This window comes from Rhodococcus sp. p52 (assembly GCF_000763325.2).
Taxonomy (GTDB): domain Bacteria; phylum Actinomycetota; class Actinomycetes; order Mycobacteriales; family Mycobacteriaceae; genus Rhodococcus; species Rhodococcus pyridinivorans.
The window spans coordinates 702,350-717,239 of the sequence record NZ_CP016819.1 but is presented as its reverse complement, the minus strand read 5'-3'; the positions used below and the strand labels follow the sequence as shown (position 1 = coordinate 717,239).

The following is a 14,890-nucleotide window of genomic DNA, read 5'->3' as shown; positions in this document are numbered from 1 at the left end:
TATTCGATCACGACCGCTTCGAACCGCTGTCCGCAGTGTCCGCACCGGCCTCGGTCCCCTCGACGACCACGACGGCGTCGTCCTTCGCCGCCTTCGACGGGTCGGCGATCGCCTCGCCACGCGCGACCATGAGTGCTTCGTCGGAGAGCGGGATCTCCTTGATGAAGCACGCCAGGACGAATGCGATGAGCAGGAACGGGATGAGGTACCAGAACACCGGCGCCAGCGAGTCGGCGTAGGCGTCGACGATGCCTTCGCGGACGGGATCGGGCAGCAGCTTCATCGCCGCCGGATCGACGGTCGCGGTGGCCTGGCCGGCCTGCTCCGGTGTCGCACCGGCCGCGGTGAAGACCTCGACGAGCTTCTCCGCCAGGCGGTTGGTGAAGATGGTGCCGAAGATCGCGACACCGAGCGCCGCACCGACCTCACGGAAGTAGTTGTTCGAGCTCGTCGCGGTGCCGATCTCGTCGGCGGGCACCGCGTTCTGCACGATCAGGATGACGACCTGCATGATCAGGCCGAGACCCAGACCGAAGACGAACAGCATCGAGCAGATCACCCACAGCGGGGTGTCGCCCTCGAGGGTGGTCAGCCACAGCATGCCCGCCGCGGTGATGAGCGAACCGACGATCGGATAGATCTTGTAGCGCTGGGTCTTGGTGATGGCCAGCCCCGAGCCGATCGAGGTGATCATCAGACCGGCCATCATCGGCAGCAGCAACAGACCCGAGACCGCGGCCGAGGTGCCCGACGACATCTGCAGGAAGGTCGGCATGAACGCGATCGCCGAGAACATGCCGAGGCCGAGGACGAAACCGATGGCCGTGGCGTTGACGAAGATCGAGTTGCGGAACAGCGACAGCGGGATGATCGGATCCTGCGCCCGCGACTCGACGAGCACGAACAGGCACACGAACACCACGAGTCCGGCGCCGAACATCCACGTGAGCGGAGCGGTCCAGCCGCGATCGGCGTCGCCACCGAAATCCGTGAAGAAGATCAGGCAGGTCGTGGCGAGGGAGAGCGTGAGCACGCCGAGGATGTCGATCCGCTTCGTCGGCTTCTTCACCGGCAGGCGCAGCGCGAACCAGGTGATGACGAACGCGATGATGCCGACCGGCACGTTGATGTAGAAGCACCACTCCCACGTCAAGTGGTCGACGAAGAAGCCGCCGATCAGCGGGCCACCGACGGCCGACAGACCGAAGATCGCGCCGAGCGGGCCCATGTACTTACCGCGTTCGCTCGCGGGCACGATGTCGGCGATGATCGCCTGCGACAGGATCATCAGACCGCCACCGCCGAAGCCCTGGATCGCGCGGAAGACCACGAAGGTCCAGAAGTCGTCGGTCATCGAGCACGCCGCGGAGGCGAGGGTGAACACGCCGATCGCGATGAGGAACAGGTACCGGCGCCCGAAGACGTCGCCGAACTTGCCGTAGATCGGCATCACGATGGTCACCGCGAGCAGGTAGGCGGTGGTGATCCACGCCTGGTGTTCGACGCCGCCGAGTTGCCCGACGATCGTGGGCATGGCAGTGGAGACGATCGTCTGGTCCAGGCTGGCGAGCATCATGCCCGCGATGAGCGCGGAGAAGATGATCCAGATCCGTCGCTGGGTGAGAACCAGAGGTTCCGAAGTGGTGGTCACGGTGTTCCTGTCGGAATAGGAATATCGAGCTGTCAGGCGAAGGTGGCCTGCACAGAGGTGAGGCGATCGGAAATTGTTGCACTCGGTAACTTCTGCTGCAAGGCAATTTCCTCCGGGTCACTCGAACCAGGACCGCACGGGCGGTTTGACCCACATGATCTTCTCGTCCTCGTCGGTGCGGACCGCTGCCGGATGATCCGGGTGCTTCTGCGCCCACGCCGTCTTCTCGTCCATCAATCTCGCGGCGAGTTCCCAGGTCTCCATCGTGCGCGGCGGATGCGCATCCGCGGCCCGCGCCAGCTTGCGTCGCGTCTCGTCGGTCATGGCGAGCAGTTCGGCTCCCGAGATGCCGCGGTTCCATGCATACCGGGCCAGGGTCACGGCCTTGTCCCGCCGGTTCTTCTCGGCGCGATCGGTGTGGGCGAAGTCGGCGTCGCTCATGCTCCGAAGGTACGCGCCGGCCCGGATCGGGTTCACCGTCGACGATCCCGGATCCGGCCACGACGGTGCTGCCGTCTGTCTACCCTCGATGAGGGGGCCGAGGAGGCGTGATGACGGCCGACGAGATCCCGGAGGGCACACCCGACACGGTCGTGGCCCGTGCCGCCCGGCCGCCGCGGGTGCCGGTGTTCGACCCGACCCTCGGCATCGACGTTCCCCGGTCCTTCCGCGGCACACCGCCACACCGATTGGTGGCGCTCGGCGACTCCCTGCTGCAGGGCTTCCAGAGCGGCGCGATCTACAACACCGACGTCTCCGTCCCGGCGATCGTCGCCCACGAGCTCGGCGCCGATCTCCGATACCCGCGCTTCGGTGGACCGGGCGGACTGCCGCTGAACGTCGAAGTGCTGTTGCGCCGGATCGAGGAGCGGCACGGATCGACGCTGCAACCGTGGGAGCTGCCGACGGCGCTGTTCACGGCGCGCGGCTTCATGGACGAGGTCGAGGACTACTGGGAACGCGGACCCGGCGCGACACCACCGCTCGTCGGATATCTCCACAACCTGTCGTGTTTCGGCTGGGATCTGCGCGACGCGCTGCAGAAGACCGCCCGCGTCTGCGCCGAACGCATCGCAACACCCCGCGACGATCTCGTGCGGCAACTCGTCGAGAACAACGGGGAGCGGGCGGCGCTGTACGTCTATCCGAACACCGACGACCGGCGCCGCGAGATGACACTGTTCGACGTCGCGGCCGAACTCGGTGCCGAGCACGACGGCGACACCGAGGCGGGCATCGAGACACTCGTCGTCTTCCTCGGTTCGAACAACGCGCTGCAGACCGTCACCGAATTGCAGGTCGTGTGGAGCGGCGACGACTTCCGCGACCTCGACGGGAAACAGGCCTACACGATCTGGCGGCCCGAACATTTCGACAGCGAGTTCGCGGCGGTCGTCGCGAAGCTCCGCGACATCGACGCGCGGCACGTGGTGCTGTGCACCGTCCCGCACGTCACCATCGCCCCGATCGCCCGGGGGATCGGGACGAAGAACGGCTCGCCGTACTTCCCCTACTACACCCGGCCGTGGGTGGACGCGCGCCGCTTCGATGCGAGCCGCGACGAACACATCACCGGTGCGCAGGCCCGCATGGTCGACGCCGCGATCGACCTGTTCGACGAGACGATCACCGAAGCGGTCGCCGACGCGCGACGTGCCGGACTGGACTGGTATCTGCTCGACACCGCGGGCATCCTCGACCGCCTGGCCGCGCGCCGCTACGTCGACGACCTCGATGCGCGACCCGCGTGGTGGCAGCCGTACCCGCTACCGCCGACGCTCGCCGCGCTCGACCCGGTACCGGACACGCGTTTCCTGTCGGCCGACGGTCACGGCGGTCGCGACAGCGGGGGATTGTTCTCCCTCGACGGTGTGCACCCGACGACGGTCGCCTACGGGATCCTCGCCCAGGAGATCATCGACGTGATGGTGCGTGCCGGCGTCGAATTCCGGTCGCCGAACGGAACGGTGCGAAACGGTCCTGTCGCCGTGGATTTCGAGCGTCTGCTCCGGCACGACACCCTTGTGCGTACTCCACCGCAGAACATCGATTCGACGCTGTCGATCCTGGGGTGGGTCGACGAGGTGCTCGACGTGTTCCGGGTGCAGTTGCGTTTCGGTCTGTGAGGGATCAGGTCAGGTTGATGACGTGAGCGTGTGTCGCCACGGCGTCCTGCATCTTCTTCCGCGACAGCGAGCGCGGACCGCACGCGCATCCTGACGGAATGGCGTCGTCCTCGAACTGCGTCACCTCCAGGGTGTCCACATACTCCGAATTGAGTGATGTGCCGTTGTGCGGTGTCGCTTCGCGGTCGCGGTTGCCGCGGCCGCCGGGACCGCTGCGGGAGACCACGACCTGACCCTCGGTGGTGTTGTACACCGCCGCTACGGTGTGGCCCTTGGGACAACGAACCTTGAGGACGGCCTTCTCGGTGCGCTGGGGTCCGAGTTCCTTCACTGCGGCGAGTGCGAGCTTGCGACGTTCGGTAGGGGGTGTCGTGGCGATATCCATTTTCCTATTCCACCTCACAGTGTCGGGGTTCACAGGGCTTCGGCAGAACCGCTTCGGGGTTTGTTTTCAGATGATCTCGTCGGTGAGCCGGTGCGGTGTGCCGAATCGATGAGCGGTGATCGTGACGGACTGTTCGGCCAGGAACGGCAGCATCTCGATTCGTCCGGATCCGGTCACCGGATGGTCGAACACCGCGATGTCGCATCGGGTGTTCCATTCGGCGGGCGGCGCTGCGCCGATCAGGCGGACACGCGCCGGGATCGTGTCGACGATCCGTTCCTCCCATTCCACATCACTCTCCACGCGCACGCGACCGCCGAAACGTGCTGTATTCGAGCATCTTACGAGATCGACGGCGAAAGCCGAAGAGATTTCCACCGGCGCGCCCGCCCGGGCCGCGGCACCGAGCACGCGCACGAGTTCGTCGGGCCGCCCGGCCTCACCGAGGCGTACGTGTGTGCGAACGGGCCGGTACCGGAACAGGTTCCGCTCTGCCGAGAGTCCCGTGATATCTTGTACCACAGCGAATTCCGACGTCCATGCTCGCTCGTCGTCCTCGAACGCCCGGCGCAGCATGTCCTCGTCCCAGGCGCACGGTTCCCAGGAACCGAAGCCGAAGAGATAGTTCGGCCCGCCCGCCTTGAAGCCCGCTCCCACCGACGACTTCTTCCAACCCCCGAAGGGTTGCCGTCGCACGATGGCACCGGTGATACCGCGATTGACGTACACATTCCCGGCCTGCACCCGATCGAGCCAGCGGGCGATCTCGTCCGAATCCAGCGAATGCAGCCCCGCCGTGAGCCCGTAGTCCACCTCGTTCTGGATCGCGATCGCCTCGTCCAGATCGGCCGCGGTCATCACCCCCAGCACCGGACCGAAGAACTCGACGAGATGCGTGCGCGACCCGCCTCGCACCCCGGTGCGCACACCGGGCGTCCACAGCCGGCCCTCCTCGTCGAGCCGGCGCGGTTCGACGAGCCACGACTCGCCGTCGTCGAGTTCGGTGAGCGCGGTGAGCAGTTTGCCCTGCGCCGGTCCGATCAACGGCCCCATACGTGTTCGCGGATCGTGCGCAGGCCCGACCGGCAGTGACCGCACCGCGTCGACGAGCTGGTCGCGGAACCGGCGGGAGGTCGCCACGGAGCCGACGAGGATCACGAGCGACGACGCCGAGCACTTCTGCCCGGCATGCCCGAACGCCGACTGCGCGACGTCGCGCACCGCCAGATCCGGATCGGCGCTCGGCGTCACGACGATCGCGTTCTTGCCGCTCGTCTCGGCGAGCAGTCGCATCCCCGGACGCAGCGAACGGAAGAGTTCGGCGGTCTCGTAGGCACCGGTGAGCACCACCCGGTCGACGCGCGGGTCGGAGACGAGCTTCGTGCCCAGCGACCGTTCGTCGGCGTGGACGAGGTGCAGGACGTCGCGGGGCACGCCGGCATCCCACATCGCCTCGGCGAGCACCGCCCCGCACCGAGCCGTGAGCGTCGCGGGCTTGAGGACCACCGCCGAACCGGACGCCAACGCCCCGAGCGTCGACCCCGCCGGGATCGCGACCGGGAAGTTCCACGGCGGCGTCACGACGGTGAGGGTCGACGGCACGAACCGCGCACCGTCGATCTCGTCGAGCGCGCGGGCCCGCTCGGCGTAGTACCGCGCGAAGTCGATCGCTTCCGAGACCTCCGGATCGGACTGGTCGAGCGTCTTACCGCCCTCGGCCGCCATCACCTCGAGCAGATCGGCGCGCCGCGCCTCGAGCACATCGGCCACCTGTTCGAGGATCCGTGCGCGTTCGGCACCGCTGCGGGCACCCCAGACACGACCGGCCGCGTTCGCGTCGACCAGCACGCGCTCGAGGTCGTCCTCGGAGGAGAGGGTGTGGGCGCGCACGGTGTCGATACCGAGTTTCGACGACGGCACCCGCTCGAGGATGCGGCGCCCCCACTCCCGGTTCTGCGGCAGGGACGGATCGGTGTCCTGCGTGTTCGTGAACACCGGCGGCGCAGGGGTGGGAGGACCCTGCCGGTTCTGCGTGCGGTTGGGGGAGGGGACGCTGTCGTCGAGCGCCGCCACCGACGCACGGAACCGCTGCTCCTCGCGTCCGAACAGGGCGGGATCGTCGGCCAGATCGAACACCGCCGACATGAAATTCTCCTGCCCCGACCCCTCGTCGAGCCGACGCACCAGATACGAGATCGCGACGTCGAACTCGTCGGGGCGGACGACGGGTGTGTAGAGCAACAGGCTGCCGACGTGTCGACGGATCACCTCGGCCTGGCTCTGCGCCATGCCGAGGAGCATCTCGAAGTCGATCCCGTTGCGCACCTGCCGGCGACCGGCGAGCTCCCACGCGTAGGCGATGTCGAAGAGATTGTGCCCGGCCACCCCGATCCGCACGTTCTCGATCCGCTCGGGCGTGAACGCGTAGTGCAGCAGCCGCTTGTAGTTCGTATCGGTCTCCTGCTTGGTGCTCCACGTCGCGAGCGGCCATCCGTGCAGCGACGCGTCGACCCGTTCCATCGGCAGGTTGGCGCCCTTGACCACCCGGATCTTGATCGCGGCGCCGCCGCCTGCGCGTCGCGCCGCCGCCCACCGCTGCAGTTCGATCATGGCGGTCAGGGCGTCGGGCAGATACGCCTGCAGCACGATTCCGGCCTCGAGATGGAGGAACTCGGGACGGTCGAGCAGCGTCGTGAACGCCGCGACCGTCACGTCCAGGTCGTGGTACTCCTCCATGTCGAGATTGACGAACTTCGGCGTCGGCGAGGTCGCGGCGAGACGGTACAGCGGGGTGAGCCGCTCGACGATGTCCGCAACGGTCTCGTCGAACGCCCATGGCGAGTGCGGCGCGACGGCCGCCGAGACCTTGAGCGAGACGTAGTCGACGTCGTCACGTGCCAGCAACGCATGGGTGCCCTCGAAACGGCGACGCGCCTCGGCCTCGCCGAGGACGGCTTCGCCCAGCAGGTTGAGGTTGAGCCGGATGCCGGGGCGTTGCAGTCGTGCGATGGCCCGGCCCAGCGCGGCATCGTCGGTGTCGACGACGAGGTGCCCGACCATCGTCCGGAGCGCGCGACGCGCGGCGGGGACGACGAGGTGCGGGAAGCGGGGACCGATCGCACCGCCCGCCCGCACGGCCGCGCGGAGGTGGACGGGAAGGAAATCCGGTATGTTCCGCGACAATTCGGCAAGGGCATGCGCTGCGGTCGTCGGATCCTCGGGGCGGATGACCTCGTCGACGAAGCGCACGGTGAACTCGAGTCCGTGGGGATCCTTCAGAACGTCGGCGAGGTGGCGGGCCGCACGGTCGGGTGCGACCTTCGACGATTCCTCCACCCACCGGCGGGCCAGGGCGACAGCATCCTCGACGATCCGCACGATGCGCCTCCGATCGACGGCGTTTCGAACCTGACGCCAATCTACCCACCGGAGCCGGTTCGCGTTTGCGGTCCGCGGTGCCGGGAATACAGCGCGAAGGGGACAGTCCCGACCGATGAGGAGACGAGAGTGAACCGTCAGGCTCCCGCGTCACGTGGCGCGGCGTCATCCGCCGAGCGCATGGCGCAGAACGGTGTATTCGAGAAGTTCGCACGTGCCGGCTACGTCGGCAGTGGCATCGTGCACCTGCTCATCGGCTACCTCGCGATCAGGGTCGCGTTCGGTCGCGGCGAGCAGGAGGCGTCGCAGTCCGGTGCGATGGCGGAACTGGGCGAGCAGCCCGGCGGGAAGATCGCGTTGTGGATCGCCGTCGTCGTCTTCGTGATGATGGGCCTGTGGCGGTTCGCCGAGGCCACCTTCGGCAAGGCGTCCGAACCGGAACAACCCGACGCCGACATGAAGGACAAAGCGTTCGACCGGTTCAAGGCCGCCTGCGTCGGTGTCGTCTATCTCGCCTTCGCGTACACCGCGTTCGGGTTCGCCCGCGGCAGCGGCAAGTCCAGCGGTGAACAGAACGCGGGTCTGACGGCGAAGCTGCTGCAGTCCGGTGCCGGCAAGTTCGTCCTCGTCGTCGCGGGACTCGTCATCCTCGGTGTGGGCGCCTACCACGTCTACAAGGGCGCGTCGAAGAACTTCGTCGACGATCTGAAGAGCCACCCGAGCACGTTCGTGAAACGTCTCGGGCTTGTCGGTTACGTCGCGAAGGGTCTCGCGCTCGGTCTCGTCGGTGTTCTGGTGATCGTCGCGGTCTTCCAGGCCGACCCGCAGAAGGCAGCGGGCCTCGACGGTGCTCTGAAGACGTTGGGCTCGCAGCCTTTCGGTACGGTGCTGCTCGTTCTCATGGGCCTCGGCATCGCGGTCTACGGCCTCTACAGCTTCGTCATGGCCCGCGACGCGAAGATGTGACGCTCAGTCGTCTGCGTCGTCGAACCAGAACGACTCGGTCGCGACGTAGTGGAGGGTCGGTGGGCCGGGCAACTCGAACTCGATCGCGCCCACCGGCCGCAGCTCCCCGTCGTTGTCTTCGCAACTGGCGGTCGCGATGTTGAGTCCTGCGGCGATCCCGGTGAACTCGAGGGTCTGGTAGTTCGCTCCGAAGATCTCCGCGATTCCGGACTCGCCGGTTCCGAGCGCCGCGACGCAGATGAAGGGGTGGTCCTCGTCCGGTGGGGACGTGTACATCAGCTTCACCAGCACGGTGTCTCCGCGGGTGCTGACCGTCCACAATCCTCGGGTGTCCGTATCCGCCGCTGCGCTCGCGGCGGGTGCGAAACCGGCGAGCAGTGCGAGCGGTGCGAGCAACGAGACCGTCGCACGCAGGGTCCTACGATGGTTCATGGGATCTCCTCGGAACCGCGGTGAGTCCCCGACATATTCATCGTCCGCACTCGATATCCGGGGAACGGGCGAATCGGATGTTCGTGAAGAAGACGTGACGGCGACGAGATCGTCGTACCCGGTCCGTGACTCCCCGGGTCACGAAGAGCTACCGCCTCGACCCAACTAGTGGACAACGCAACTAGTTGGGATCATCCTGGTTGAGAAAGCAACCACATCGGAAAGAAGGTGGATCGATGATCGCCGACGAGCAGCAGCGCTACGAAGAATTCGAGCGTCGGCGTGCACTCATCCGCGACGCACACCTGAAGCCTGCCGACGCGCGCCCGCAGTCGTCGGCGCGGGGGCTGCACCACACTGCGCTGATCAGCAGCGACGTCGAACGGACCGTGCGCTTCTACCAGGATCTCCTCGAGTTCCCGCTGACGGAGCTGATCGAGAACCGCGACTATCCCGGCTCCTCGCACTTCTTCTTCGACATCGGCAACGGCAATCTGCTGGCTTTCTTCGACTTCCCCGGTCTCGACGTCGGCCCCTATCAGGAGGTCTTCGGCGGTCTGCACCACATCGCGATCAGCGTCGCCCTTCCCGCCTGGGAGCGCTTGCGCGACAAGCTGATCGACGCAGGTGTCGAGTTCGTCGAACACAGCGACGTCTCGTTGTACTTCCGCGACCCAGACGGAGCCCGCCTCGAACTCATCGCCGACCCGCTCGGCGAGATGTACGGCTCGAAGGTGCTCTAGCGCGAAGCTCTAGCACGGGGTAAGGGGAGGTTGTGTGCGCGTCCGTCTACCGGACGCGCACACAACCTCCCCTTCGTCTGTTCGCCGAACTCCTACTCGACGATCGGGAAGATCGACTCCCCGTCCTCGGGGGCGCCGCTGATCTGACCGCGGTCGACACGCGAATCCTGCACGATCACCCCGTCGACCTCGTCGGCGAGTTTCGAGTCCTCGGGGGCGCCGGTGGTGGCGTCGTCGATCACCTCGTCGACGTCCTCGGTGAGCTCGTCCGCCGGTGTCGCCGCGACAGGCTTGTCCAGCGGCTCGGCGGGTTCGACGTCGGGTTCCTCCTCGGCGAGGCGCTGGTCCAGCGACTCGCCTTCTTGCTCTTCACGCTGGGTCGTTCCGAACTTGTCGGCGCCGCTCCAGTCCTCGGGCGGGTCGACGACCTCGTCGCCGTCGTCGTTCCGCACTTCGTCGGCGTCGAGGCCTTCGCTGGGGCTGAGGGTGTCGCCGGGACCGTCTTCGATGCTCATGTCGAGGAGATACCCGGCCGGCCCGGTGCGAAACCGGCGGCGGTTTCACTCCTGCCGGATGAGGCTATGCCGACGGAACACCACATCGAGGGAGTTTCCCATGGACGAGAACGAACTCTTCCAGCACATCGAGAAGCTGGTGGACGAAGAGAAGACACTGCGCTCACGAACCGGCGCGGACGGTCCGAGCGACGAGGACCTGCAGCGGCTGGCCGCTGTCGAGAAGAGGCTCGACCAGTGCTGGGACCTGCTGCGGCAGCGTCGCGCGAAGGCCGAGTTCGGCGACGACCCGGACGACGCCCAGGCGCGGCCGGTCGACGAGGTCGAGTCCTACCGACAGTAGGGCGCCGACGGTGGGTCGACCGTTCTGCTTCGGCGACGAACCGTAGCCGGGTAGTTCGGCGTTCAGCACGTCGAAGTGCTCGGCGAGGTGCGGGACGAGGGTGGAGAAGTCGTCCATCGTGGCGCCGATCCCGTGCAGGAGGGGTAGGGGTTCACCGGATCCGGTGCGGCGGTAGCTCGGTCGTGAGTGCATCGGTTCCATCTTTCCCTTCCGGACGGGCCGGAGTGCTCTGTCGCAAAGGCTGTGTGTTCTGTCACATTCGTGAGGAAGGAAAAGCAACGACCTGGCCGAATGCCGTGTTATAGCCCTTGCTTATCGAGTTTCTAGAAACTATCGATTGGCACAATTAATAGTTCGCGGATAACGTCGAAGCCGTCAACCCCATCGAGACGAGTGAGGTTTCTACATGTCGCTGATCAACAAGAAGATCAAGCCCTTCAAGGCCGAGGCTTTCAAGGACGGCGCCTTCGTGACCGTGTCCGACGAGGACATCAAGGGCAAGTGGGCGATCTTCTTCTTCTACCCCGCAGACTTCACGTTCGTCTGCCCGACGGAGCTCGGCGACCTCGCGGACCACTACGAGGAGCTGCAGAAGCTCGGCGTCGAGGTCTTCTCCGTCTCGACCGACACGCACTTCACGCACAAGGCATGGCACGGCTCGTCCGAGACCATCGGCAAGATCAAGTACGCCATGATCGGTGACCCGACCCTGCAGATCAGCACCGACTTCGAGGTCCTCCGTGAGGACCAGGGCCTCGCCGATCGCGGCACCTTCCTGGTCGACCCGGACGGCGTCGTCCAGTTCACCGAGGTCACCGCTGAAGGCATCGGCCGCAACGCCGCCGAGCTCGTTCGCAAGGTCAAGGCTGCTCAGTACGTCCGCAGCCATCCGGGCGAGGTCTGCCCGGCCAAGTGGGAAGAGGGCGACGACACCCTCGCTCCGTCGCTGGAGCTCGTCGGCAAGATCTGATTCGTCGACGGAAATTCGTTCCGGTGGCACGGGATCGAACGTCCCGTGCCACCGGGCACCGTCCGGGTCCGCTCGGCTCGAGCTGAGAAGTTCGCCGACTCCCATCTCTTCCGGTCACAGTTCTTCCACCTCTGGAGTGAATCCTCATGCTCGACGCCTCCCTCGCCGCCCAGTTGAAGTCCCTTCTCGAAAAGGTCCCCCAGCCGATCGAGCTCGTGTCGTCCCTCGACGACCGGCCGAAGTCGAAGGAACTCGCCGATCTCCTCGATCAGATCGCCGGCATGTCCGATCTGGTCACCCATGTGCGCGACGGTGAAGCCACCCGTCTCCCCTCCTTCCTGATCCGCCGGGTCGGCACCGACATCGCGGTCGAGTTCGCGGGCATCCCGCTCGGCCACGAGTTCACCTCCCTCGTGCTCGCCCTGCTGCAGGTCGGCGGCCACCCCTCGAAGGAGGCCGTGGAGCTGCTCGAGCAGGTGCGCGACCTCGAGGGCGACTTCCACTTCGAGACCTACTTCTCACTGTCGTGCCAGAACTGCCCCGACGTGGTGCAGGCCCTGAACGTGATGTGTGTGACCAACTCGCGCATCAAGCACACCGCGATCGAAGGCTCGCTCTTCCAGGACGAAGTCGACGCACGCCAGGTGATGGCAGTGCCGACCGTCTTCCTCAACGGTGAGCTGTTCGGCTCCGGACGCATGAACCTCGAGCAGATCGTCGGCAAGCTCGACAGCGGTTCCGCCGAGCGCACCGCCGCCGCGATCAGCGAGAAGGATCCCTTCGACGTCCTCGTCGTCGGTGGCGGCCCCGCCGGCGCGACTGCCGCGATCTACGCCTCCCGCAAGGGAATCCGCACCGGCGTTCTCGCCGAGCGCTTCGGTGGCCAGGTGCTCGACACCATGGCCATCGAGAACTTCTCCTCCGTCCCCTACACGGAGGGCCCGAAGTTCGCTGCCGAGCTCGAGAACCACGTCCGCCAGTACGACGTCGACATCATGAACGTCCAGAAGGCCTCGAAGCTCACCCCGGCCCCCACCGAGGGCGGCCTCGTCGAGGTCGAGCTCGAGAGCGGCGCCCGGTTGCTTTCGCGCAGCGTCGTTCTCGCGACCGGTGCCCGCTGGCGCGCGATGAACGTGCCGGGCGAGCAGGAGTACCGCAACAAGGGCGTCACCTACTGCCCGCACTGCGACGGCCCGCTGTTCAAGGGCAAGCGCGTCGCGGTCATCGGTGGCGGTAACTCCGGTGTGGAGGCCGCGATCGACCTCGCCGGCGTCGTCGCCCACGTGACCCTCATCGAGTTCGACTCGGTCCTGCGCGCCGACGAGGTGCTGCAGCGCAAGCTCCGCAGCCTGCCCAACGTCGACATCATCGTCAGCGCCCTCACCACCGAGGTCCTCGGCGACGGTTCGAAGGTCACCGGCCTGACCTACACCGACCGCACCACCGACGAGTCGCGCACCCTCGAGCTCGACGGCGTGTTCGTCCAGATCGGTCTGCTACCGAACACCGAATGGCTCACCGGCACGGTCGAACTCAGCCCGCGCGGCGAGATCGTCGTCGACGACCACGGCCGCACCTCGGTGCCCGGCGTGTTCGCCGCCGGCGACTGCACGACCGTCCCGTACAAGCAGATCATCGTCTCCGCAGGTGCGGGTGCGACGGCCGCGCTCGGCGCGTTCGACCACCTCATCCGCACGAGCGCCCCGGCCCAGGCCGAGGAAGCGGTCGCCGCGACCGTCTAAGCGTCACTGCAGCCCTGTGGCCGTCACCCCTTCCGGGTGGCGGCCACGTTGCTTCCTCGGGGAGGTTGTTGTCGAAGATTCTGCGGAAATCGCCCATATCCTCCCCCAATTCACCCAGCACAGGCATTGACGCGCTCTTTACCCCGGCGCTTCACTGAAATGCGTACGTGTGTCCCCATCGCGACGGTGTCCCAGGAGGTCGACCTATGCGCAGCACACGGAAGTCCGAATGGCGGCGCAGACGCGAAGGACGCCTGTATCGCAGAGCCGCCACGGCGGTGGCGCTCATGGGACTGGTCGCCCTGTGGGTGAATCCCGCGGCGTCGGCGGACGAGTCCACGGGATTCTCGCTTCCCTTCTCCGGAGCACCGGCCTACGAGCATCTGGCGCCGACGCAGGTCACCGACCCGTCCCGGTTGCACGCTCCGCTCGGTCGGGAATGGGCCGAGGACATCGCCCGGCAGATCGGGCTGAAGCCGGAAGATGCGTTGTCCGAGCAGCAGGCCCGTGATTTCACCACCGGCGGGGGAGTGGGCGGCAGCAAGGAGGCCGCCGAGATCATCCAGGATTCCATCGACATCCTCATCAATACGACCGGCCACCCCCTGTACTCCGACGTGAACGGTGTCTCCACCCCGACGGTGCTGGGCAGTTACGGCCTCTACGTGACGCCCGACGGGATGCTGCAGAGCCCGGCCAACGCGTCGGCGCCGACGAGGCAGGTGAACACGCTCATCGCGCCCGGCGGGTACGTCGACACCTGGCTGCGGAACAACGACGCGACGGACACGCTGGTGGCGCTGTACCGGTCGGCGTACCCGATCGAAGCGACCTTCGGTTTCGCGGCGCAACAGATATCCGGCGCCGCACAGCTGGTCACCAATACGAAGGGCGACGTCGTCTCGACCGTCGGCATGTCGATGGCGCCACCGCTGTGGATCGTGAACTTCGCTCTCATCTACGCCGTGAGCCCTTCCCTCGCGGCCGCGATGCCGGCCTACTGGGCTCCCATCCCGCCCGAGGTTGCCGAGGCCATCGAGGCGAGCCCCACGGGTCAGGTGCCCTACGCCGATTACGCGTCGTACCTCCAGTGAACTTCGGGGAGCCGCGCGTACCTCGAAGGCTGCCGGTAGGGCTGTCGAGGTAGGTGTTGTTGTCGAAGAACGCGGGAAAATCGACAACAACGTCGGCCCCGATACGACGAACGCCCCGCATACGACGAAGCCCCGACCGTGTGGTCGGGGCTTCGTGTGAGAGCCGATGACGGGAATCGAACCCGCGTATTCAGCTTGGGAAGCTGATGTTCTACCATTGAACTACATCGGCACGCTGGGCTTTTGCCGATTCTCGTCGACTCCGGCCCGAGCTTTCGGAGCAAACTGTAGCAGACTCTCCGGGTCGATCGCGGGACCCCTGGACCACACCGAGAGCCCGCAGACGCGGTCGAAGCGACGCTGGTCGCGCGGCGTCCACGGCAGCAGCATCTGCTCGAAAATCGTGTCGTCGATCTTCATCTTGTGGAGGTTGTCCTCCCAGTACTGCTTTCCGGGTCCATCGCGTTGTATTCGACCGGGCTCGACTCGGTGGAGCGCACCTGCGCGTGTGCCTTGTCGACGGGCGTCGTCATCGAATGTCCCTC

14 protein-coding genes, 1 tRNA gene and 1 pseudogene are annotated in these 14,890 nt (G+C 66.4%); 7 read left to right on the top strand and 9 right to left on the bottom strand.

The window, feature by feature from the left end:
• Positions 1–7: 7 nt before the first annotated feature.
• Positions 8–1,651, bottom strand: coding sequence for an MDR family MFS transporter (locus IM25_RS03125; RefSeq protein WP_019290902.1), 1,644 nt, complete (start codon positions 1,649–1,651; stop codon positions 8–10).
• A 117-nt stretch (positions 1,652–1,768) separates the two neighbouring features.
• Entirely contained in the window at positions 1,769–2,092 is a 324-nt protein-coding gene (locus tag IM25_RS03120) for a hypothetical protein (RefSeq protein WP_024102029.1), read from the bottom strand.
• A gap of 110 nt (positions 2,093–2,202) precedes the next feature.
• Between IM25_RS03120 and IM25_RS03115 the strand changes: the two genes are divergently transcribed.
• Entirely contained in the window at positions 2,203–3,777 is a 1,575-nt protein-coding gene (locus IM25_RS03115) for a hypothetical protein (protein WP_033096303.1), read from the top strand.
• Positions 3,778–3,781: 4 nt separating this feature from the next.
• Here IM25_RS03115 and IM25_RS03110 read toward each other — a convergent pair whose 3' ends face one another.
• Both IM25_RS03110 and IM25_RS03105 read right to left on the bottom strand, forming a co-directional pair.
• The gene (locus IM25_RS03110; protein WP_016696235.1) at positions 3,782–4,162 is read right to left on the bottom strand and encodes a hypothetical protein; all 381 of its coding nucleotides are present in this window, start codon (positions 4,160–4,162) and stop codon (positions 3,782–3,784) included.
• A 66-nt stretch (positions 4,163–4,228) separates the two neighbouring features.
• Entirely contained in the window at positions 4,229–7,540 is a 3,312-nt protein-coding gene (locus tag IM25_RS03105) for a bifunctional proline dehydrogenase/L-glutamate gamma-semialdehyde dehydrogenase (protein WP_065995736.1), read from the bottom strand.
• Between the two features lie 180 nt (positions 7,541–7,720).
• On the opposite strand from IM25_RS03105, the gene IM25_RS03100 reads away from it, so the two are divergent.
• Positions 7,721–8,506 carry a DUF1206 domain-containing protein gene (locus IM25_RS03100; RefSeq protein WP_006552648.1) on the top strand — a complete coding sequence of 262 codons (786 nt, stop codon included), beginning with the start codon at positions 7,721–7,723 and terminating at the stop codon, positions 8,504–8,506.
• Positions 8,507–8,509: 3 nt separating this feature from the next.
• On the opposite strand, the gene IM25_RS03095 is transcribed toward IM25_RS03100, so the two are convergent.
• Positions 8,510–8,938 carry a hypothetical protein gene (locus tag IM25_RS03095; RefSeq protein WP_006552647.1) on the bottom strand — a complete coding sequence of 143 codons (429 nt, stop codon included), beginning with the start codon at positions 8,936–8,938 and terminating at the stop codon, positions 8,510–8,512.
• Between the two features lie 236 nt (positions 8,939–9,174).
• On the opposite strand from IM25_RS03095, the gene IM25_RS03090 reads away from it, so the two are divergent.
• Positions 9,175–9,681 carry a VOC family protein gene (locus tag IM25_RS03090; protein ID WP_033096300.1) on the top strand — a complete coding sequence of 169 codons (507 nt, stop codon included), beginning with the start codon at positions 9,175–9,177 and terminating at the stop codon, positions 9,679–9,681.
• Between the two features lie 92 nt (positions 9,682–9,773).
• Here the strand turns inward: IM25_RS03090 and IM25_RS03085 are convergent, their stop codons facing one another.
• Positions 9,774–10,196, bottom strand: a complete 423-nt coding sequence (locus tag IM25_RS03085) for a hypothetical protein (RefSeq protein ID WP_033096299.1) — start codon at positions 10,194–10,196, stop codon at positions 9,774–9,776.
• Positions 10,197–10,296: 100 nt separating this feature from the next.
• Here IM25_RS03085 and IM25_RS25240 point away from each other — a divergent pair, with 100 nt between their 5' ends.
• Positions 10,297–10,539 carry a DUF2630 family protein gene (locus IM25_RS25240; protein ID WP_006552644.1) on the top strand — a complete coding sequence of 81 codons (243 nt, stop codon included), beginning with the start codon at positions 10,297–10,299 and terminating at the stop codon, positions 10,537–10,539.
• A 30-nt stretch (positions 10,540–10,569) separates the two neighbouring features.
• Here IM25_RS25240 and IM25_RS27560 read toward each other — a convergent pair.
• Positions 10,570–10,731: pseudogene (locus tag IM25_RS27560) on the bottom strand (alpha/beta fold hydrolase); the annotation flags it as partial.
• A 214-nt stretch (positions 10,732–10,945) separates the two neighbouring features.
• Here IM25_RS27560 and ahpC point away from each other — a divergent pair.
• From ahpC to IM25_RS03065, 3 genes are all read left to right on the top strand, one after another.
• Positions 10,946–11,509, top strand: coding sequence for an alkyl hydroperoxide reductase subunit C (ahpC, locus tag IM25_RS03075; RefSeq protein ID WP_006552642.1), 564 nt, complete (start codon positions 10,946–10,948; stop codon positions 11,507–11,509).
• A gap of 146 nt (positions 11,510–11,655) precedes the next feature.
• The gene (ahpF, locus tag IM25_RS03070; RefSeq protein ID WP_065995735.1) at positions 11,656–13,251 is read left to right on the top strand and encodes an alkyl hydroperoxide reductase subunit F; all 1,596 of its coding nucleotides are present in this window, start codon (positions 11,656–11,658) and stop codon (positions 13,249–13,251) included.
• Between the two features lie 206 nt (positions 13,252–13,457).
• A complete protein-coding gene (locus IM25_RS03065; protein ID WP_033096296.1) occupies positions 13,458–14,345 on the top strand; it encodes a hypothetical protein in 888 nt (295 codons plus the stop codon).
• 161 nt (positions 14,346–14,506) lie between these two features.
• Here IM25_RS03065 and IM25_RS03060 read toward each other — a convergent pair.
• Both IM25_RS03060 and IM25_RS03055 read right to left on the bottom strand, forming a co-directional pair.
• Positions 14,507–14,577 (bottom strand) — tRNA-Gly (locus IM25_RS03060).
• The gene (locus tag IM25_RS03055; RefSeq protein WP_024102017.1) at positions 14,568–14,765 is read right to left on the bottom strand and encodes a hypothetical protein; all 198 of its coding nucleotides are present in this window, start codon (positions 14,763–14,765) and stop codon (positions 14,568–14,570) included. The genes IM25_RS03060 and IM25_RS03055 overlap by 10 nt, the downstream gene beginning before the upstream one ends.
• Between the last annotated feature and the right edge of the window lie 125 nt (positions 14,766–14,890).

Coding starts and splice junctions, on each gene's coding strand:
- IM25_RS03120 (WP_024102029.1), bottom strand. CDS start 2,092: ATGAGCGACGCCGACTTCGCCCACACCGATCGCGCCGAGAAGAACCGG.
- IM25_RS03100 (WP_006552648.1), top strand. CDS start 7,721: ATGGCGCAGAACGGTGTATTCGAGAAGTTCGCACGTGCCGGCTACGTC.
- IM25_RS03115 (WP_033096303.1), top strand. CDS start 2,203: ATGACGGCCGACGAGATCCCGGAGGGCACACCCGACACGGTCGTGGCC.
- IM25_RS03065 (WP_033096296.1), top strand. CDS start 13,458: ATGCGCAGCACACGGAAGTCCGAATGGCGGCGCAGACGCGAAGGACGC.
- IM25_RS25240 (WP_006552644.1), top strand. CDS start 10,297: ATGGACGAGAACGAACTCTTCCAGCACATCGAGAAGCTGGTGGACGAA.
- IM25_RS03090 (WP_033096300.1), top strand. CDS start 9,175: ATGATCGCCGACGAGCAGCAGCGCTACGAAGAATTCGAGCGTCGGCGT.
- ahpF (WP_065995735.1), top strand. CDS start 11,656: ATGCTCGACGCCTCCCTCGCCGCCCAGTTGAAGTCCCTTCTCGAAAAG.
- IM25_RS03085 (WP_033096299.1), bottom strand. CDS start 10,196: ATGAGCATCGAAGACGGTCCCGGCGACACCCTCAGCCCCAGCGAAGGC.
- IM25_RS03110 (WP_016696235.1), bottom strand. CDS start 4,162: ATGGATATCGCCACGACACCCCCTACCGAACGTCGCAAGCTCGCACTC.
- IM25_RS03055 (WP_024102017.1), bottom strand. CDS start 14,765: ATGAAGATCGACGACACGATTTTCGAGCAGATGCTGCTGCCGTGGACG.
- IM25_RS03095 (WP_006552647.1), bottom strand. CDS start 8,938: ATGAACCATCGTAGGACCCTGCGTGCGACGGTCTCGTTGCTCGCACCG.
- ahpC (WP_006552642.1), top strand. CDS start 10,946: ATGTCGCTGATCAACAAGAAGATCAAGCCCTTCAAGGCCGAGGCTTTC.